General features: G+C 69.9%; 17 protein-coding genes and 1 pseudogene. 9 read left to right on the forward strand and 9 right to left on the reverse strand.

Features of this window, described 5'->3' with window-relative positions; genetic code table 11:
• The 7 genes from FL311_RS27420 to FL311_RS27450 form a co-directional block, all read left to right on the forward strand.
• Positions 1–747, forward strand: a 747-nt coding sequence (locus FL311_RS27420; RefSeq protein WP_228557116.1) for a lytic transglycosylase domain-containing protein, incomplete at its 5' end; no start/stop codon positions are given.
• Between the two features lie 224 nt (positions 748–971).
• Positions 972–1292, forward strand: coding sequence for an STAS domain-containing protein (locus FL311_RS27425; protein ID WP_141329536.1), 321 nt, complete (start codon positions 972–974; stop codon positions 1290–1292).
• Positions 1293–1381: 89 nt separating this feature from the next.
• Complete coding sequence (locus tag FL311_RS27430) at positions 1382–2365, forward strand: MoxR family ATPase (RefSeq protein ID WP_141329538.1); 984 nt, start codon at positions 1382–1384, stop codon at positions 2363–2365.
• Positions 2362–3330, forward strand: a complete 969-nt coding sequence (locus tag FL311_RS27435; protein WP_141329540.1) for a DUF58 domain-containing protein — start codon at positions 2362–2364, stop codon at positions 3328–3330. The genes FL311_RS27430 and FL311_RS27435 overlap by 4 nt, the downstream gene beginning before the upstream one ends.
• Positions 3327–5384, forward strand: coding sequence for a DUF3488 and transglutaminase-like domain-containing protein (locus FL311_RS27440; RefSeq protein WP_194869384.1), 2058 nt, complete (start codon positions 3327–3329; stop codon positions 5382–5384). The genes FL311_RS27435 and FL311_RS27440 overlap by 4 nt, the downstream gene beginning before the upstream one ends.
• A gap of 601 nt (positions 5385–5985) precedes the next feature.
• Complete coding sequence (locus FL311_RS27445; RefSeq protein ID WP_141329544.1) at positions 5986–6873, forward strand: RNA polymerase factor sigma-32; 888 nt, start codon at positions 5986–5988, stop codon at positions 6871–6873.
• A 162-nt stretch (positions 6874–7035) separates the two neighbouring features.
• Positions 7036–9498 (forward strand): OPT family oligopeptide transporter, encoded by a 2463-nt coding sequence (locus tag FL311_RS27450; protein WP_141329546.1) that lies wholly within the window; start codon positions 7036–7038, stop codon positions 9496–9498.
• A 53-nt stretch (positions 9499–9551) separates the two neighbouring features.
• Here FL311_RS27450 and FL311_RS27455 read toward each other — a convergent pair whose 3' ends face one another.
• From FL311_RS27455 to FL311_RS27465, 3 genes are read right to left on the reverse strand one after another with little or no spacing between them, the layout of a single operon-like run.
• On the reverse strand, positions 9552–9977 hold the full coding sequence (locus FL311_RS27455) for a hypothetical protein (RefSeq protein ID WP_141329548.1): 426 nt from the start codon (positions 9975–9977) through the stop codon (positions 9552–9554).
• A gap of 58 nt (positions 9978–10035) precedes the next feature.
• On the reverse strand, positions 10036–10602 hold the full coding sequence (locus tag FL311_RS27460; RefSeq protein WP_141329550.1) for a hypothetical protein: 567 nt from the start codon (positions 10600–10602) through the stop codon (positions 10036–10038).
• 8 nt (positions 10603–10610) lie between these two features.
• Positions 10611–11009, reverse strand: a complete 399-nt coding sequence (locus tag FL311_RS27465; RefSeq protein WP_141329552.1) for a hypothetical protein — start codon at positions 11007–11009, stop codon at positions 10611–10613.
• 249 nt (positions 11010–11258) lie between these two features.
• Between FL311_RS27465 and FL311_RS27470 the strand changes: the two genes are divergently transcribed.
• A complete protein-coding gene (locus tag FL311_RS27470) occupies positions 11259–13022 on the forward strand; it encodes a HEAT repeat domain-containing protein (RefSeq protein WP_141329554.1) in 1764 nt (587 codons plus the stop codon).
• A gap of 3 nt (positions 13023–13025) precedes the next feature.
• Positions 13026–14336, forward strand: a complete 1311-nt coding sequence (locus tag FL311_RS27475) for an HD-GYP domain-containing protein (protein ID WP_141329556.1) — start codon at positions 13026–13028, stop codon at positions 14334–14336.
• Here the strand turns inward: FL311_RS27475 and FL311_RS27480 are convergent.
• The 6 genes and pseudogenes from FL311_RS27480 to FL311_RS27505 form a co-directional block, all read right to left on the reverse strand.
• Positions 14317–15351 carry an RluA family pseudouridine synthase gene (locus FL311_RS27480; RefSeq protein ID WP_141329558.1) on the reverse strand — a complete coding sequence of 345 codons (1035 nt, stop codon included), beginning with the start codon at positions 15349–15351 and terminating at the stop codon, positions 14317–14319. The genes FL311_RS27475 and FL311_RS27480 overlap by 20 nt on opposite strands.
• Positions 15352–15361: 10 nt before the next feature.
• Positions 15362–15625 carry a hypothetical protein gene (locus tag FL311_RS27485; protein ID WP_046714254.1) on the reverse strand — a complete coding sequence of 88 codons (264 nt, stop codon included), beginning with the start codon at positions 15623–15625 and terminating at the stop codon, positions 15362–15364.
• Positions 15626–15709: 84 nt separating this feature from the next.
• Positions 15710–17653 (reverse strand): helix-turn-helix domain-containing protein, encoded by a 1944-nt coding sequence (locus FL311_RS27490; protein ID WP_141329560.1) that lies wholly within the window; start codon positions 17651–17653, stop codon positions 15710–15712.
• On the reverse strand, positions 17650–18516 hold the full coding sequence (locus FL311_RS27495; RefSeq protein WP_308477851.1) for a P-loop NTPase: 867 nt from the start codon (positions 18514–18516) through the stop codon (positions 17650–17652). The genes FL311_RS27490 and FL311_RS27495 overlap by 4 nt, the downstream gene beginning before the upstream one ends.
• Before the next feature lie 301 nt (positions 18517–18817).
• A complete protein-coding gene (locus tag FL311_RS27500; protein ID WP_015350138.1) occupies positions 18818–19411 on the reverse strand; it encodes an HNH endonuclease in 594 nt (197 codons plus the stop codon).
• Positions 19408–19653: pseudogene (locus tag FL311_RS27505) on the reverse strand (L-seryl-tRNA(Sec) selenium transferase); the annotation flags it as partial. The gene FL311_RS27500 and the pseudogene FL311_RS27505, both read right to left, overlap by 4 nt.

A 19653-nucleotide genomic window follows, 5' to 3' on the forward strand; every position in this document is an offset into this window, starting at 1 on the left:
GAGGGTGGGATGAGGGGCTGGACGGTGGCGGTGACGGCGGCGGCGATGCTGTTGAGCGCGGGGGCGTACGCGTTTCCGGTGCAGGTGCCCACGGGGCCCCAGGGGGAGCCCGCGGAGGTGATGTACCTGCGCGCCTCGCTGGAGCAGCGGGAGCGGGAGCTGAAGGCGGCGCTGGCGAAGCTGGAGAAGTACGAGGATGAGGCGATGTTCGCGCAGGCCGAGCGCCTGGGCGTGGTGGAGATGGTGAAGGCGTCGGGGCTGCCGGTGCACCAGCAGCGCCGGCTGGCGGTGACCATCGTCCGCGAGGCGCAGCGCAACAACGTGGACCCGCTGCTGGTGGTGGCGGTCATCCGCTGCGAGAGCTCGTTCAACAACTACGCGGTGTCCCACGTGGGGGCCATGGGCCTGATGCAGGTGATGCCGGACACGGGCACGTGGCTGGCGGACAAGGCCGGCTTCCGGCTGGGCCGCTCCACCAACCTGTTCGACGCGGAGACGAACGTGACGCTGGGCACGGCCTACCTGGCGGACCTCATCAACCGCTTCGGCTCCGTGGAGAAGGCGCTGGTCGCCTACAACGCGGGCCCGGGGCTGGCCCGGCGCATCCTCGCCAAGAAGGACGCGCGCACGAAGTTCATGGCGGGCTACCCCACCAAGGTGGTGAAGGAGTTCCGCAAGCTGAAGGCCCAGCAGGAGCGCGAGCTGACCCTGCGAGATCAGCAGAAGACGATTGACCGGCAGGGTTGATCGGCAGGCGACAACCAGGACGCCCGCCAGCTGACAGTCGTGTAGATGTTGCATCCCGGTGGCTGAAATTCCTTCCCAGCTCCAGGCAGTGTTCGCGCCTGGCAGTGCACCCCGTGGATATTCCATGGGTTTTCCGGGTGCGACATTGGCCCGGAATGTGCTCCTGCCGCCGTGCCCGAGACTTCGGCACAGCGCGCACACGCATCGATTGGGAGAGCACAGCAATGGCGGGTTTGCAGATCCACCGTGAGGACGTCGCAGGTCGCATCACCCTGCGTCTGGAAGGGGTTCTGGACGGCAAGACGGCGCAGGAGGTGCAGACGTCGCTGGACACGTTGCAGGGCCAGGACGTGGTGGTGGACTTCACCCACCTGCGGGAGTTCAAGGACAGCGCGGTGGGGGTGCTGACGCGCAACCTGGCGGACTCGGTGAAGCTGCGCGGGCTGGCGTCGCACCACGAGCGGATGTTCCGCTACTTCGGCGTGACGACGGGCGTGGTGGTGCAGCGTCCGTACTACACGCCCGAGGACGTGCTCTCCCTCTAGTCGAGGGAGGCCGAGCAGGCGGGCGCCCCTGGAGGGTGCCCTGGAGTTGGCGGTGCCGGCCCCGGGGGAGTCGGCTAGAGTGACGGCGGATGACCCAGCCCGCCCGCGTCCTCGCCGCCGACGTACCGTCCCCCGCCTCCGCGCGCCCGGCGATGGAGAGAATCGCCGCCGAGCTCGGGCGCGCCGTCGAGGGCAAGCAGGCCCAGGCGCGCCTGGTGACGACGTGCCTGGTCTCCGGTGGGCACCTGTTGCTGGAGGACGTGCCGGGTGTTGGCAAGACGACGCTCGCGGAGGCCCTGGCCCGGGCCTGTGGGCTGAGCTTCGCGCGCGTGCAGTTCACCGCGGACCTGATGCCCGCCGACATCCTCGGCGCCCAGGTCTTCCACGCGCAGACGGCCACCTTCCAGTTCCGTCCCGGTCCCCTCTTCCGTCAGCTGGTGCTCGCGGACGAGCTCAACCGCGCCCCGCCGCGCACGCAATCCGCGCTGCTGGAGGCCATGGCACAGGGCCAGGTGTCGCTCGACGGAAGCACGCACGCCCTGCCCTCCCCCTTCACGGTGGTGGCCACGCAGAACCCGGTGGACTTCTCCGGCACCTACCCGCTGCCGGACTCGCAGCTGGACCGCTTCATGGTGCGCCTGTCCCTGGGGCACCCCGCCGCCGACGTGGAGGCGCGGCTGCTGGCCACGCGGGGCCGCACGCCGCCCCTGGAGGCCGTCAAGGGCGTCTCCAGCCCCGAGGAGCTGGCGGCCCTGCGCGCGCTGTCGGCGGAGCAGCGGCTGGACGCGTCCGTGGCGGAGTACGTGGTGCGGCTGGCGCGGGCGACGCGCGAGCACGGCGACATCGAGCGAGGCGCCTCCACGCGCGCGGTGCTGGCGCTGGGCGCGGCGGCCCGCACGCAGGCCCTCTGGGAGGCCCGGGACTTCGTGACGCCCGGGGACGTGCGGGCGGTGCTGGTGCCGTGCTGGGCGCACCGCGTGCTGCTGCGCAGCGCCGTGCAGGGCGTGGCGGCGCGGGACGAGGCGGCGCACCTGTTGGAGGAGCTGGTCCGAAAGGTCCCGGCGCCGCGGTGAAGTCCACGTGGAAGCAGCGCTGGGCGCGGCTTCGCGCCAGGCTCCGTCCGCCGCGGACCCTCCGGGTGACGCGCATCGGCCGCACGTACCTGGTGGTGACGTTCGGCGTGGGGCTGGGCGCGCTCAACACGGGCAACAACCTGCTCTATCTGCTGTTGGGCCTGCTGCTGAGCATGGTGGTGGTGTCCGGCGTGCTGTCGGAGCGGTGCATCCGGGACCTGTCGGTGCGCCGGGTGGGCACGGACGCGGCCTTCGCGGGTCAGCCGTTCGCCTTCCGCTGGGCGGTGTCGCGCAAGCAGGGGCAGGCCTTCGCCCTGGCGCTCGCGGAGGCGGACTCGCCGCTGTCGGGCGCGGGCGGCGTGGGCTACCTGCCCTCCGGCGTGGAGCACATCGTCCGCGCGGACCTGGTCGCGCCCCGCCGCGGGCCGGTGCGGCTGACGGGCGTGCAGGTGACGACGACGTGGCCCCTGGGGCTGTTCGCCAAGACGCGCGTGCTCGCCCTCGACGGCCTGCTGCTCGTCTATCCCAAGCGCGGCTATGCCTGCATGGACCCGGGCGACGCCGAGCGAGGGCCGGTGGGTGACGCGGGCAACCCGCGCCGCAACGACGGCAGCGGCGACGTGACGGGCCTGCGCGAGCTGGCCGAGGGCGAGGACGCGCGCCGCATCCACTGGCTCAAGAGCGCGTCGATGGGGAAGCTCCTGCGCGTGGAGCGCGAGCGCGAGGAGCGCCGCACGTGGATGCTGTCCATCGAGCCGGGCCTGGAGGGCGAGGTGCTGGAGCGGCGCTGCGAGGAGGTCGCGGCGCTGGCCCACCGGCTGCTCGAGGAGGGCCATGAGGTGGGCCTCCACACCGCGGAGGAGCGGCTGCGCGCGGGCACGGGCGCGGCGCAGGAGCGGCGCATCCTCAGGGCCCTGGCGTGGCTGGGCTTCGAGCGGCCGCGGGACGAGGAGGCGGCGGCATGACGCGCGGCTCGCGACTGCGACTGGTGCTGCGCGACGTGGCCTCCGGCTGCGCGTTCGGGTCGATGGCCGTGTCCGGCCAGCTGCCGCCGTGGACGCTGGGCCTCTATGTCTTCTCGCTGGTGGCGGCGCTCCTGGGCAAGCGGCTGTTCGCCCGGCGCGCGAAGCTCACGGCGCTGTTGCTGTTGGGCGTGGCGGCGGTGCTGGCCGTCAATGTCACGGCGGGCTCGCTCAACCTGGTGGTGGCCGCGTGTGCCTTCGCGGGCCTCATCTCCGCGCACCGGCTCCTGTCCACGCCGGACCCGGCCACGGATGGGCAGGTGCACCTGTCCGGTCTGTTGATGGTGGCGGGCGGCGCGGCGCTGTCCGGTGAGCTCGTCTACGGCCTGTTCCTGGTCGCCTTCAGCGTGCTGTCCAGCGTCTCGCTGGCGCTGGGCGTGGTGGAGTCGGCGGTGCCCGAGGGTGAGCCCATCCCGGTGCGACAGGTGCTGCGCCCCCTGAGCACGGGGGTCAGCTTCGCGGTGGCCGGCGCGGTGGCCTTCTTCATCCTCTTCCCCCGCCTCAACTGGAACATGACGGGGCCTCGCGCGTCGCCGGGCATCGGCCCCGCGACGACGGGCTTCTCCAACACGGTGCGGCTGGGCGGCACGGGGACCATCAAGGACAACCCGCGCGTCGTGCTGCGCGCGACGCTGAACCCGGACCCGGGCGTGGACGCGCTCGGCGCGTACTGGGTGGGCCGCACCTACGACATCTTCGACGGGCTGGAGTGGACGAACGCGGGCGGCGTGCGCAAGGAGCGCGAGCCGCTGCTGACGCTGCGTCCGGGCGGCGACAACCTGGTGCACCAGCGCGTGGAGTTGCTGCCGGCCTACGGAGGTCGCACGCTCATCGCGCTCGAGACGCCGTCGCGGCTGGGCAACGCGGTGGCGAACACGAGCACGGGCGGCCGGCGCACCTCGCTCCAGGAGCTGTCCGGCGGCGAGGCGCGCTTCCTGGAGCCGGGCATCTCCTACTCCTATGAGGCGTACAGCCTGCCGCCGGGTGGCAGCGGCGACCGCTTCCGCAAGCTGCCCCCGGTGGAGCAGGACGCGCTGCTGGCGCTGCCGGAGAACATCGACCCGCGCGTGGCCCAGACGGCGGCGCGGGTCCTCGACGGCGAGCGCGAGCCGATGGCCGCCGCGCAGAAGCTGGCCGCGTGGCTGCAGCGCGAGCACTCGTACACGCTGGAGCAGGCCGGCGAGCGGGATGACCCGCTGGCGGACTTCCTCTTCGAGCGCAAGGCCGGGCACTGCGAGCACTTCGCCACCGCGCTGACGTTGATGCTGCGAACCCAGGGCATCCGGGCCCGGCTGGCCACGGGCTTCTTCGGCGGCGAGCGGGTGAACGAGGGCTACATCCTGCGCGCCGGTGACGCCCACGCGTGGACGCACGTGCTGGTGCCCGAGCGCGGCTTCGTCACCGTGGACGCGACGCCGCCCGCGAATCGTCCCGGCCAGGGCTCGAGGTGGATGCAGCGGCTGCTGGGGTTGTACGAGGCCATCGAGTCGCGGTGGCGCAACTCCGTCGTCGACTACTCGTTCCGGGACCAGGTGGACGTGGCGCGCGCGCTGGTGCGTCCGCCCAAGGGCTCCGAGAAGAACGAGCGCGGCCAGCTGCCCCCCGCGCGGGCCTGGGGCGCGGCGCTGGTGGTGGGCATGCTCGTCTATGCCGGGTGGCGGCTCGTGGAGCGGCTCTCGGGACGGCCTCGTCCGCTGGAGGCCACGCGCTTCGTGGACGCGGTGGAGGCACAGCTCGCCTCGGCGGGCATCGTGCGGGGTGATGACGAGACGCTGGAGGAGCTGCACGCGCGGATGTCCTCGGACGGCCACGCGCTGGCGCCCGCGCTCGCGCCCATCACCCGGCGCTACCTGGAGGCCCGCTTCGGCGGGCGTCCGCTGCGACAGGGCGAAGCAGACACGCTGCTGCGCTCCTTGAAGAGCGCCGTCTCCGACTTCGTCCGCAGGGAGGCCCAGGTGCCGGCCCGCACGGATGAGCGGCGCGCCCGCGCCTCCTGAGGGAGTGCGCACCGGCACGCGCCCGCCTCGAACGGCGAGCCCCGGCACGGCGGCAGAGCCAAGTGATTCCCCGGAGGGAGGTCGCGCCCGGCGCGGCTGAGCCTCACCGCCCTGCCCGCCTCGGGCGCCATGGGCTCGCGTGGCGGGTGGCTCTCCGGGCGTCCCCCCGGGCGCGGAAAATCGCGCCGGACAGCGGCCGCCGGAGTCGTTAGCCGTTCATCCACGGGAAGGCGAAAGGCGCCGTGCGCGGCCCTCTCGTCAGAGGGAGCTCACCTGCCAGGCGGGCAAGGGAGCTTCCGCGCTCGCTCGGCACCTCGGCTCCTCGACAGGGCCCAGGTGCTCCTCCCTGGAGGCGTCACGTGCACAGACGGGCACATTCTACAGCCGCGAAGTCCCGGCGAGTTCCCAGGTCGGCCGTAACGGTTACAGCCCTCCTTCTTTGTACATGAGCGACGGTTCCGCCAACCCCCCGCAGACACAGGGGAAGGTGGTGTGGGTGGCGCTGGCATCCGGGTTGCTCATGACAGCCCTCGTTCAGTCGTCAAGCGGTCCGAAAAAACCTAGCGGCCTCCACGAGGCCCCACGTCGGGAGAAACCATCCATGCAGGCGTCCACCGAGCAGTCGTCCAACTCCGGCTCCCTGGCGATGTACCTCTCGGAGATCAACCACTACAACCTCCTCACCGTGGAGGAGGAGCAGGCGCTGGCGCGCAGCTTCATCCAGGGAGACCTGGCCGCGGGCCACCGGCTCGTCACGAGCAACCTGCGCTTCGTGGTCAAGGTCGCCTATGAATACCGCTCCTACGGCATCAAGATGTCGGACCTCATCCAGGAGGGGAACATCGGCCTGATGAAGGCCGTGCAGAAGTTCGACCCGGACAAGGGCATCCGCCTCATCTCCTACGCGGTGTGGTGGATTCGCGCGTACATCCAGAACTACATCCTCAAGAGCTGGTCGCTGGTGAAGCTCGGCACCACCCAGGCGCAGCGGAAGCTGTTCTTCAGCCTGGCGCGCACGCGCCGTGAGCTGGAGAAGTTCGGCAACGGCGAGGCCGTGGTCAACGTGGAGGAGATTGCCCGCCGGCTGCACGTGAAGCCCGGCGAGGTGCGGGAGATGGAGCAGCGCATGGGCGGGCGGGACCTCTCGCTCGACGCGCCCATGGGCGAGGACGGCGGCAACAGCCACGTGGACTTCGTGGTCAGCGCCGCGGCCCCGCAGGACGACGAGTTCGCCGACAAGGAGGAGGCGGGCCTCATCAACGCCCGCGTCCGCACCGCGCTGATGCGCCTGGACCCGCGCGAGCGCTTCATCATCGAGCAGCGGGTGATGAACGAGCGCCCCATGACGCTCAAGGAGCTGGGCGAGCACTTCGGCTTCTCGCGCGAGCGCGCCCGCCAGCTCGAGATTCGAGCCAAGGACAAGCTCAAGGCGGAGCTGGCCGCGCTGATGGCCGAGGTGGACCCGGACGCGGCGGCGCTGCAGCAGTAGTCCCCGCCTGACGCGGCAGGTCGGCCCCGGTTCCACGAGGGCCACCCCGAGCGCCTCCATCCCTCCCGGGGTGGGGGCGCTTGCCATTTGAGGGGCATTGCTTCGCGCGCCGGGCGGGGCCCTGCTAGAAGGGGCCCGATTCCCTCGTAAGGAGCCTTTCGCTTGGCCCACGGTACCCCGCCGGTCGTCGACGAGCGTGTTCCGCTCGCGCAATCGCACGCGCCCCACCAACACTCCCCGTACATCCCACCCGACCAGTCCCCCACGGAGATGACGATCCGCGGGTTGGTGCTCGGCTCGGTGCTGGGCATCGTGTTCGCCGCCTCGTCCGTGTACCTGGCCATCAAGGTGGGCCTCACGGTGTCCGCCTCGATTCCGGTGGCGGTGCTCTCCATCGCCATCTTCCGGGCGCTGGGCAAGTCAAACATCCTGGAGAACACCATCGTCCAGACGACGGGCTCGGCGGGAGAGTCGCTGGCCTTCGGCGTGGCGGCGGCGCTCCCGGCGCTGCTCTTGCTGGGCTACGACATCAGCCTGACGCACGCGTTCCTCACGGCGGCGCTGGGCGGTGTGCTCGGCGTGCTGATGATGATTCCGCTGCGCCAGGGCCTCATCGTCCAGGAGCACGGCAAGCTGCCCTACCCGGAGGGCACGGCCAGCGCGGACGTGCTCATCGTCGGTGAGCAGGGCGGCACCAACGCGCGCACGGTCATCATCGGCTTCCTGGTGGGCGGCATCTACAAGTTCGCCTACTCCGGCATGAAGCTGTTCCGCGAGGTGCTGAGCACCCCGCTCAAGGGCCTCAAGAGCGCCACGCTCTCCACCGAGGTGAGCCCGGAGCTGCTCGGCGTGGGCTACATCATCGGGCCCCGGGTGGCGGCCATCACCTTCGCCGGTGGCGTGCTGAGCTACCTCATCCTCATCCCCGCCATCTCCTTCTTCGGCGGCGGACTGGACCAGCCGCTGCTGGTGCACAACGGGCAGCTCATCCGGGACATGTCCCCGGACCAGATCCGCAACGCGTACGTGCTCTACATCGGCGCGGGCGCGGTGGCGACGGGCGGCCTCATCAGCCTCATCCGGTCGCTGCCCACCATCATCGGCGCGTTCAAGCGCGGCGTGGAGTCGCTCAAGGCCTCGCGCGCGCACGGCGGCGCGCCGCAGCTGCTGCGCACCGAGCAGGACCTCCCCATCACCGTGGTGCTGGTGGGCAGCCTGATGCTGGTGCTGACCATCTGGCTGGCGCCCCCGCTGCACGTCAACTTCATCTCCGCCCTGCTCATCATCGTCTTCGGCTTCTTCTTCGTGACGGTGAGCGCGCGAATCACGGGTGAAATTGGCAGCTCCTCCAACCCCATCTCCGGCATGGTGGTGGCCACGCTGCTCGTCACGTGCCTGGTGTACCTGATGCTGGGCTGGACGGACTCCAATGACCGCTTCATGGCGCTGACGACGGCGGCCATCGTCGGCATCGCCGCGTCCAACGGTGGCACCACCGCGCAGGACCTGAAGACGGCCTTCCTGGTGGGCGGCACGCCCCGGCGGCAGCAGACGGCGCTCTTCGTGGGCGTGCTGACCAGCGCCATGTTCATCGGCCTGGTGCTGGTGACGCTCAACAAGGGCGCCACCGTCACCATCCCGGAGCCGCACCCGAACGTGCAGGTCACCGAGCTGACCGAGGAGACGCGCACCCAGTACGTGTTCCCGTGGAGCGTGTCCGCGGACGCGCTGGCGTCGCGCAACCTGGACGAGGCGGCGCTGCGCAAGGCGGCCTGGGCGCAGGGCTACGAGCTGGCCAACACGAACGGCGCGCTGGAGCTGCGCAGCTGGCGGCAGGTGGGCGCGCAGGACGTGGGCGGCGTGACGCTGAGCCCCACGGGCGGCTCGCAGGTGAAGGTGTCCGACCTGGGCGCCGTCACCGAGGGCCCCCAGCGCACCTTCAAGGAAGGCTACGTGCGGGGCGCGGACACGCCGGTGCCCGCGGGCAAGTACCTGGTCGACGGCGCCGGCACCATCCAGTACGTGGTGGACCCGGGCATCGGCGGCCGCATCAGCACCTACGAGGGCCAGGCCCTCACCCGCTACGCGGCGCCCAAGGCGCAGCTGTTCGCGCTCATCATCGACGGCATCCTCACGCAGCGGCTGCCGTGGGACCTGGTGCTGCTGGGCGTGTTCATCGCGCTGATGCTGGAGCTGTGCGGCGTGTCCTCGCTGCCCTTCGCGGTGGGCGTGTACCTGCCCATCAGCAGCAGCGCGCCGCTCTTCGTGGGCGGCATGGTGCGCTACTTCGTGGACCGCGTGCGCGGCGGTGAGTCCGACTTCTCGCCGGGCACCCTGCTCTCCTCCGGCTACATCGCGGGCGGCTCCATCGCGGGCGTGCTCATCGCCTTCCTCGAAATCGCCACGGACGGCGCCGGCTCGCGCGCCATCAACCTGCCGGCGGTCCTCGGCCACGAGGGCGCCCTCGGCGGCTTCCTCAACACGGTGGGCGAGAGCGAGCTGGCGCATCCGCTCTGGTCCAACCTCTGGGGCCTGCTCTTCTTCGGCGGCCTGACGCTGTTCCTGCTGCGCTCGGCCCTGCGTGGCCCCAGCGCCGCGGTGTCTCCGCCGCCCGCCGGCAAGTAGCCCCGTGAGGTGACGGCGCTCCCGTGCTCCTGGGAGCGCCGTCCCTCCCGTCATCAGAAGTTCGTGTTCTGCGAGCCGTTCACGAGTCTGAGGTACTTGCAGGTGCCCGTGGCGTCCCACTCCACCCGGAAGAAGCCCCGGGTGCTCAGGGCCTGCTCCCAGAGCTCGCCCACGACCGCGTCGGGCACGCAGCTGTAGATGGTGTAGGTGGTGGCCCCCGCCGGGGTCGCATAGGCCTGGAAGAGGCGGCCGCCGACCATGTCATCCCGGAAGGACGCGGAGGAGGTCGTCGCCGCGTCCTGGCGGAAGCCGACCAGGTTGCCGTAGCAAAGCCCCGAGCCATCCGTGTTCTTCTGGCAGAAGACGGTCCGCGACTGGAGCCCTCCCCACGCGACGGGAGCGAGCGCCAGGGCCGCGAGGGCAATACCAGGGAACAGGCCCTTGCGAACAAGGGACCTCGAAGAAGAGAACTGCTTCATGTTTTGTGACTCCTGAGCCGTGTGACGTTCGACTGCTCGAAGCGAAGTGAAGCGAGCGCTACGGAAGACCATCGGCATCCGGCGCGGGGATGAGCCGGTCCTGGTTGATGGCGACGATGAGCTTCTTGCGGAGCTCGTCGGCCTCGGGACGGCCTCGAAGGTGGGCGAGCTCGCGCCGAATCTCGAGCACGTCCTCGGCCGTCATGCGTCCGCTGGAGACCACCCGGTCCACCATCGTGCCCACCCGCGTTGCCGACTCGCGCTGCTCCGAGGACAGCTCCGGCACGGAAGGCGCGGACGCCTCGGGCTCACCGGTCCCCACGACGGGCCCTCCTGACGCCTTCAGCAACGTGGCCACCCGCAGGGCCATGGCCTCCAGCTCTTCTCCGGAGAGGCGCCCCTGCCCGGAGGCCACTGGGGAGGACGCGCCCACCATCAAGCCCGCCCCCGCGGCGTGAGCACGAGACTCCAGTGCCCGGCGCAGCGCCCCCACCTCATCCGTGAGCTGCTCCACGCGCTGCTCCTGGAACTGCTGCGCCTGGCTCACCGCGAGCCAGCACCCCCATGCGCACCCCACCGCCGTGGTCAGGCTCGGAAGCCAGCCCTGAAACACCTGGGTGTTCATGAGATGGCTCAGAAATTCGAGTACTGGCTGCCGTTGATCAGGAACAACGAATAGCAGCTCCCCCCGGCCGACCAGTAGATGGAGAAGAAGCCCTCGTGGTTCATGGCCTTGCTCCAGTGAGCCCCTGTCACCGCGTCGGGCGTGCAGCTGAAATACTCCGTCGTCGCGCCCGTGGTGAGCGCCGCGTAGAAGTACGGCGCCGCGTTGCTGGACCGTGAGAAGAGCGCCTGCGTGTTGGCGCCGGCGTGATTGCGGAAGCCGAGGAGGCTGCCCTGGCACCGGCCAGAGCCATCCGCGTTCTTGTAACAATGGGCTGACTCCGTCGTGAAACCAGCGAGGACCGCGGGCGCGGCCAGCAACGTCGCGACACAGCAGGCCGAGGCTCCGCGCTTCAAGAGACGATGCATGTGAACTCCTCCAATGGAGGCCAGTTCCCTGGCCCCTCGAAAGGAAGCCTAGCGAGCACGTCTGACGCACTGCTTCGGAGCAAGGCCACGGAGCCCGGCACCCGGCTCTTACTCGGGAATCCCTGTGCGCGCGTGTCGGGGTAGACCCATCTCCCTCCAAGTCCCCGAAGTTCCTACCGCCGCCGGCTGGGGGTTCGGAGGATTTCGGAGTAGGCTGGTGATACCGCCCGAGCGGAGAGTTGCAGACGCATGGCCCAGCCCCAAAAGACCCAGGACGCGAGCACGGACGCCGAGCAGTCCCCGGAGGTCCGAGAGAAGGTGGAGATGGCGCGCACGTTCGCGTTCCATCTCCTCAAGGGCATCAAGCAGATCGGCATGTACCGCCACAACGAGGCTCGCTTCCCCGAGTTCCTCTCGAAGGCGTTGGAGGCCATCTCCCAGTACACGGAGAAGTTCGGACCGCTGTCGTTGAAGGTGGAGCAGCAGAACCTCACGCTCCACAACGACTCGCTCTTCTCGGAAGACACGCCGCTGCCCTACAAGTTCTACCGCGACGGCATCCGTCAGCTCATCTTCCGCCCCGGCCTCACGGTGGAGGAGCTGACCACCTTCACGCTCATCTCCCTGTCCGAGCCCGAGCGCGGCGCGGACGACGTGCTGGCGCAGCTGTGGCGCGCGAGCATGGAGCACGTGGAGTACGTGGTGGTGGAAGGCTTCTCCATGGAGAACGCCAGCGAGGAGGAGGTGCAGGTCGAGGTGGACAAGGTGGTGGGCTACCTCTATTCGCGCCTGCAGACGAACTCGGATGACTACCTGCGCTTCGCGCGCGTGTCCGCGGAGGACCTGGACGCGAAGATGGACGGCGTGGAGCAGATCCGCGGCCTGGTCGTCGGCGGGCGCCACGCGTCGGACGAGCTGAAGGCGCGGCTGCAGCGCGAGGTGATGGAGGAGGAGGGCTCGCGGCTGTTCCCCAAGCTGGTGAGCGCCGTGTTCCAGGTCGTCGAAGGAGGCGTGGAGGACGGCACGCTGCTCGAGGAGATCTTCGTGCAGCTGCTCGACATGCTCCTGCTCCAGGACGACTTCGGCACCATCAATCAAATCGTCCTCAAGCTGCGCGCGCTGTCGCAGAAGGACGGCGGACAGTCGCTGGAGAAGCTGCTGGAGTCCTTCCTGCACAGGATGGGCGAGGAGCAGCGGCTGATGCGCCTGGGCGAGTCGCTCAAGGGCGCGCGGCCCAAGCAGCCGCAGGACGTGACGCGCTACCTGCAGGCCCTGGGGCGCGACTCCGTCATCCCGCTGCTCACCGTGCTGGAGACGCTGGAGATTCCCGAGAACCGCGCGCTGCTCTGCGACGCGCTGGCCATCGTCGCGCGGGACACGCCGGAGCCCTTCGTGGCGCGGCTCACGTCGGACCGTCCGCAGACGGTGCGCGACATGGTCTACATCCTGGAGAAGAGCAACCACCCCGAGCGCATCAAGATGTTCGGCCAGGTGCTCAAGAGCCCCAACCTGGTGGTGAAGCTGGAGGTGCTCGGCATCATCGGCCGCGGCCGCACCGGCGAGGCGCGCCGGCTGGTGGCCGAGGCCCTGGCGGACCCCGTCTCCCAGGTGCGCATGCTCGCCGCGCGGATGCTGCCGGAGTTCGACCGGGACAAGGCGTACTCGGACCTGATGCGCCTCATCCGCGAGCCGGCCTTCGACAAGAAGACGCCCGACGAGCGCACGGCCTTCTACGCGGCGGTGGGCGCCACGGGCACGCCGGGCGCGCTCTCGCACATGCAGCAGCTGCTCGCCGTGAAGCCGTCCCTGCTCAACAAGAAGCGGGTGCTGGAGGACAAGCTGCTGGCCGTGGCGGGGCTGGCGGGCGCGTGCTCCATCCAGAGCTACAAGATGTTGCAGGCCGTCGTCGAGGACCGCAACCAGCCGGTGGAGCTGCTCACCGCGGGTCGCAAGGCGATGTATCAGACACGCAAGGCGCTGTTCGGGGACTCGGCACTGCCGGAGGAGAACTGAGCGATGGCCGAGAATCTGAAAATCACCCAGAGCCAGGACGAGAACACCAGCGAGTTCGGGCGCGAGCACAACGAGAAGCTCCAGTCGCTCTCGCGCGCCATGGTGGCCGGCCTCTACATGCTCGTGCGCTCGGTGAAGATGTATGACCCCGAGAACGCCGTCTTCCAGAAGCCGCTGCACCAGCTCCAGGACATCATCAATCAAATCATCGGCAAGGAAGGCCGGCTGGAGCTCGCGGGCGTCAAGGACTCGTTCTACCTGAACGGCATGCTGGTGAAGGTGGACCTCAACTCCATCGAGAACCAGCGCTACCTGCTCGCCGAGATGCGCGGCAAGGACGTGGGCGGCTTCACGCTCACCAAGCCGGTGACGGTGCCGGAGCTGAAGAACTTCATCTGGATCTTCAGCAAGGAGCAGACGGCCCAGTCGGAGGAGGACGGACTGTCCGGCCGCAAGCTGCTCAACATGCGCGTGGCCAAGTTCTCCAAGCTCAAGGAGAAGCTGGACAAGGACATGAACAACCCGGGCGACCAGAAGGTCGATCGCAAGAAGTACGCGATGACCGTCTACGCCCGCTCGGTGTTCTTCCTCGGCAAGTACCTGGAGTCGGTGCGCGCAGGAAAGCCCATCAACGCCTCCAAGGCGCTGCGGCTGGTGCAGGACTTCGTGGACATCAGCTACGACCAGCGCACGCACTTCTTGGGCATGACGACGATGCGGCGCGAGGACGAGTACCTGGTGTACCACCAGGTCAACGTGTGCCTGATGAGCATCGTCTTCGGCGCGGAGCTGGGGCTGACGAAGCCGCAGCTGCGTGATTTGGGCTACATCGCGCTGTTCCACGACGCGGGCATGACGACGCTGCCGGAGGAGCTGGCCACCAAGCGCGGGGCGCTCACGCCCGAGGAGCGCGTGGCGGTGCAGCGCGCGCCGCTCATCTCCGTGCGCAACATCCTCATGGAGAAGGGCTTCAGCCGCTCCACGCTGCTGCGCGTGGTGACGACGTTCGAGCACAAGACGGACTTCGGCACCGCGGTGCGCGACTCACGCGGCAACATCCAGATGATCATCCCCAAGACGAACCTGGGGGCTTACGCGAAGATCATCGCCATCTGCGACGCGTACGACGCGCTCACGTCCAAGCGCCCGTACCGGGATGCCTACGGACCGGAAGTGGCCTTGATGCTGATGTGGACGGAGATGCGCAACAAGTTCGACCCCGAGCTGCTCGAGGTCTTCATGCGCGTCATGGCCATCCAGCCGGTGAAGGTGCTGAGCAAGCGCCAGCAGTCGCTCAGCGTTTCCGGGCTGTAGCCGCGCGCTTCTTCGTCGCCGCCTTCTTGCGAGCGGGGGCCTTCTGCTTCGCCTCCGCCACCGGGGGCGCTTCCGGGCCCCCGAGCAGCGTGAGCGCCGCGGCGAAATCCTCCGGAATCGGCGCCTCCAGCGACAGCGCCTTGCCCGTACGCGGGTGCGCGAAGGCCAGCTTCCACGCGTGCAGGGCCTGACGTCCCAGGCGCTCCTGCGCGGCGGCGGCCTCACCCTTGGGCTTGCGGCCCGCGCCGTAGAGGGTGTCTCCCAGCAGCGGGTGGCCCGACTCGGCCAGGTGCACGCGAATCTGGTGCGTGCGGCCGGTGAGCAGGTCCACCTCCACCAGGGCCGCGCCGTCGAAGGCCTGGCGCACGCGGAACAGGGTGATGGCGGGCTTGCCCTCGCGCACCTTGCCGGTGAAGCGCTGGCGGTGCACGGGGTGGCGGCCGTAGAGCGTCTCGATGCGGCCCTCCGCCGGGGGGACGCCGTGCACGAGGGCCAGGTACGTCTTGGAGACCTCGCGCCCCTTGAAGGACTTCTGGAGCGCGACGAGGGCCTGCTCGTTCTTGGCCACCACGAGGCAGCCGGTGGTGTCCTTGTCGAGCCGGTGGACGATGCCCGGGCGCAGCTCGCCGCCGACGCCGGCCAGGTCCTTCACTCGGTGCAGGAGCGCGTTGACCAGGGTGCCGGAGGCGTGGCCCGCGCCAGGGTGAACCACCATGCCAGCGGCCTTGTCCACGACCACGAGGTCCTTGTCCTCGTGGAGCAGGGACAGCGGCAGCTCCTCGGCCTCCGGGAGGGCGGCCACGGGCGGCGGGACATGGAGGGTGAGCGTGTCGCCACCGCGCAGCCGCATCGCCGCCTTCACGGGCTTGCCGGCGACGAGCACGTGCCCGTCGTCGATGAGGCCCCGGATGCGGGAGCGGGTCAGGTCGGTGAAGACGCCCGCGAGATACTGGTCGATGCGCTCTCCGCGGGCTTCCGGCGGGGCGCGATGCTCTCGCGTGTCGGGCGCTGCCACGGGGGGCGGACTACCAGATCTTCGACTTCACGTGCGCCTTGGAGCGCAGGACGATGTCGTTGATGGCGCGCTCGAAGAAGTTCGCCGTGGTGAAGACTTCCTGGCTGACGCGGCTCTTGTAGAGCTCTCGGCCCTCCTCCAGCTCCTCCTTGAGGACCTCGAAGAGGTTGTCCTGCTCGATACCCTTGATGATCTTCTGCTCGTTGTAGAGCGAGATATCCGAGGCAATCGCACGGGCGAGCCGCATCGCCTTGATCTTTTCCTCGTCCGTCATCGTCTTTCCTACATAGGCACCGCTCGGAGGGGAGTCAACTTTCCTTGCGGTACGAGCAAAAGTCGGCACCCCTCCAGGGCGGCGTCATTTCTTGCCTGACTTCTCAGAAGCCAAGGCCAGGTAGCTCCTGGACACCCGGAGCGGATCCAACCCCAGCTCGCGGGCGAGGTTCATGAGGATGCCCCGGAGGTAGACCTGCGCGGGCAGCGCCGTGTAGCGGTCCGCCTCCACGTTCTCCAGGTGGCGCGAGGAGATGCGGGTGCGGTCGGCGACCTGCTGGAGCGTGTAGCCCCGCGTCTCACGGACGCGGCGCAGCAGCTCGCCGTTGAACTCGGCGTCGGCGGGGATGTCCGGCAGACGGGGACGGGGCTCGCGAGTCCTGGCGGCGACCTGCGCCAGCGCGGCCTCCGCCGTGGCGATGGCCGAGTCCTGGGCGAGCACCTGGGCCTCGCTCAACTGCCGCCCCGACTGGACACGGTTCTGCGAGGGGGCCACGGGCGGCGGCGCCGTCGGTCCGACCGGACGCGTCACGGGGGGCGGCGCGGGCTCCGGAGTCCTGGCGGGCGTTCCAGCCACGACGATGGACGTCCCCGGCTCCGAGGGCTGGGTCGGCACCGACGCGGGGACGTCCGGGCTCGCGGCCACGGCGACGGGGGCCGGAGCGGGGCTCACCGTGGCGACGTGAGCCGGCGACGGTTCGGGCGTTGAAGCAGCGGGCGTCGCGTCCACCTGTGGCGCGACCACGGCCGGTGCCGAGGCGACGGGGGGCGTCGACTCTACCGGCGGCGCGACCACAACCGGCGCCGAGGCAACAGGAGTCGCCTCCACCTGCGGCGCGACCACAACCGGTGCCGAGGCAACAGGAGTCGCCTCCACCTGCGGTGCGACCACAACCGGTGCCGAGGCAACAGGAGTCGCATCCACCTGCGGCGCGACCACGACCGGTGCCGAGGCACCAGGAGTCGTCTCCACCTGCGGCGCGACCACAACCGGCGCCGAGGCAACAGGAGTCGCATCCACCTGCGGCGCGACCACAACCGGTGCTGCGACAACGGGCGCCGGCTCCGCGGGCGGCGTGACCGCGACCGGTGCCGAGGCAACAGGCGTCGCCCCCACCTGCGGCGCAACCACGGCCGGCGCCGAGGCAACCGGAGCCACGACAGGGGCCGCCTCCACGGGAGGGCCGGCCACAACCGGCGCCGAGCTCACAGGCGAGGAGAGCGCGGCCGGCGGCGCGGACACAGGGGCAGACTCGACCGGTGGCGCCACCACGGCCGGTGCCGAGGCAACAGACGCGGGGACCGAGGACGAGTCCCCGGTCGAGACCGAGGCAACGGGGGCGGACGCCGCCGACGGAGAGGACTCGGCCGGTATCGGGGCGACAGGCGCCGACGGGACAGCGGGGACAGGAGCGGACTCCACCAACTGCGCGCCCCGGGGCGCGGCAACTGGAGCCGACTCCACCGAGGCGCTCCCCTCCTGCCGAGGCGCACCCTGCACCACGGCGCTCACGGCCTTCGCACCGGACGACACGGGCACCGGCCCCGCCGCCTGCGCCTCCGCGCCCACGCTCAGCGAGGCGGGCACATCCACCAGCCCGCCGACGAGCGGCGCGGTCTGCAGGGAGCTCGTCACATACGACAGCGAGTAGCCACTGACGAAGCTCGCCCGGAACGCCTCGGGCCCGCTCAGGGCCGGGGCCGCGTCCTCGGACGCGCGCTTCTTCTTCCCCTCCTCCACCGCGCTCGCCAGCGCCTCGGCCGCCTTCACCGTGCCCCAGGGCGCCGGCAGCCCCAGGTCGCGGTCATACTCACCGCGCAGGTCGCCATCCGTGAGGATCTCCATCGCCTCGGTCATCCGGGCGCGGAGCGCATCCACCTGGTCCGGCTCCACCAGCGCGTACACCGCGATGGAGTCCGGCGCATACAGCTCCATGAGTCGGGAGTACGCGGCGCGAATCTCCTCCATGGGCGCTGTGACCGGGACCTCCAGGAGCTCGTAATAGGTCTGCTGCGCGAAAGGCTTCATGGTGACGAGGATGGGTCGGGGGTCGCGTCGAGGGCGAGCAGTCTTGAGGCGATACGTTGGATGGCCAGGGCGGCCGGGGCGTCGGGTCGTTCGATGAGCACGGGGCGCCGCTTGCGCACCGCGCGCCAGGCCTCATCGTCATACCGGATGGCGCCCAGGTCATCCATCGCGATGCCGAAGAACTTCTTCCACGCCGAGGCCACCGCCGCACCCACGTTCAGGTCCGCGTCCGTGCGCGCCTGGTTCACCACCAGCCGGATGCGGAACTCGGACAGCTCCCGCTCCAGTCGCTCCGCACCCGCCGGGTCCTTGTTGCGCACCTGCGCCAGCACGTCATGCAACGTCCGCAGCGAGCCCTCCCGGGTGGTGAGCGCGCTGTCCACCAGGTCCTGGATGCCGTACTCCGCCTCCATCTGCTGCAGCCGCCGGAAGAACGCCGCCTTCGCGAAGCGGTACGCGTTCTCCACCGACGTCGGCTCCGGCAGCACCACCAACAACCCGTGGTCCGCCAGGATGAAGAAGTCGATGGTGTTGAAGCTGGTCCCCGCGCCCAGGTCCAGGATGAGGTAGTCCGCCGACGCGCCCATCAGCGTCTTGAGCAGCTTCTGCTTCTGCGCGTACTTGAGGTTCGCCGCGTCCAGCGCGTCCTGCGCGCCCGCGATGAGCGACAGCCGGGGCACCCCCGTGGGGACGATGACGTCCTCGAGCCGCGACTTGTTGCGCCTGAGGAAGTCCGACAGCGTCGCCTCCGGCTGCCCCACCCCCAGGCACGTGTGCAGGTTCGCGCCGCCCAGGTCCGCGTCCACCAGCAGCACGTTCAGCCCCGCCTGGGCCAGCGCCACGCCCAGGTTGGCGGACACCATCGACTTGCCGATGCCGCCCTTGCCACCGCCCACGGCGATGATGCGCCGGGGCCGCTGCCGAGCGCCGCCAGGCCCTGGGGCCACCGGCTCGGCGGTCGGGGTCCCCAGGGCACGGGCATCGGCCTGGGGCGCTCGCGTGGATTTGGACATGGGCAGGGGCATCAAAGCCCGTCCTACCGCCCGAGTCGACTCCCCGCCAATCCGTGGCCACTTCGTGGATCAACCCGAGCCATGACTCCCCCCGCGACGCCCCATTTTACAGGGTTCGCCGGGCAGGCCGGTGAACAAGCGCTCGGGCGCCCTACTCGTCCAACAGCTCCACGTTCCAATACGAGGCATCCGCCAGGTGCAGGAAGGGCAGCCACTCCTGATACGTCACCTTGCGCGTGGCGCCCCGGAACAACGGCGTCCAGCGCGGGCGCACCGGCTTCTTCAGGAGCCTCATGTCCGCCTGCTCCGGCGTGCGGCCCCCCTTCTTGAGATTGCAGGGCACACACGAGCACACGACGTTCTCCCACGTCGTCTTGCCACCCTGCGTGCGGGGCATGACGTGGTCCAGGTTCAGCTCGCTGCGCGGCAGGTTCTTGCCGCAGTACTGACAGGTGTCCGCGTCGCGCGCGTAGATGTTGAGCCGGGAGAAGCGCACCCGCCCTCGGGGCAGGTGGTCATACGCGCTGAGCACCAGCACCCGGGGGACGCGGATGGTCCGGTTGATGGTGGTGATGCAGTCATTGGTGGCGCTCAGCGCCGCCCAATCATCGAACTCGTAGAGCCGGTACTGCGCGTCGATGGCCTTGGCGACGCCCTGATACAACAGGCTGAAGGCCCGCTTCACCGACGTGACATGCACCGGTTGGTAATACCGGTTGAGTACGAGGACGGCGCTGTTGATCATGGTGGTTTCCCGGGACTTGCGGTCGCCACTGCTTCGGCGACCGACCTGAGCTCCTCCTCCGCGAGACAGCGGACGTCGAGGACCACCTCGCCATCCGCGATCCTGCCAATAACCGGCATTCCGCCGGCGCGCAGGCGCTCGAGGAAAGATTCCGGTGCACCCACGTTGAGGATGCACGCAAAGGAAGGCAACCGGGCCAGCGGCATGGCGCCCCCGCCCACCTGTCCCACCACCCCGTCCAC

The organism is Myxococcus sp. AB025B (genome assembly GCF_006518215.1).
Classification (GTDB): Bacteria; Myxococcota; Myxococcia; order Myxococcales; family Myxococcaceae; genus Myxococcus; species Myxococcus fulvus.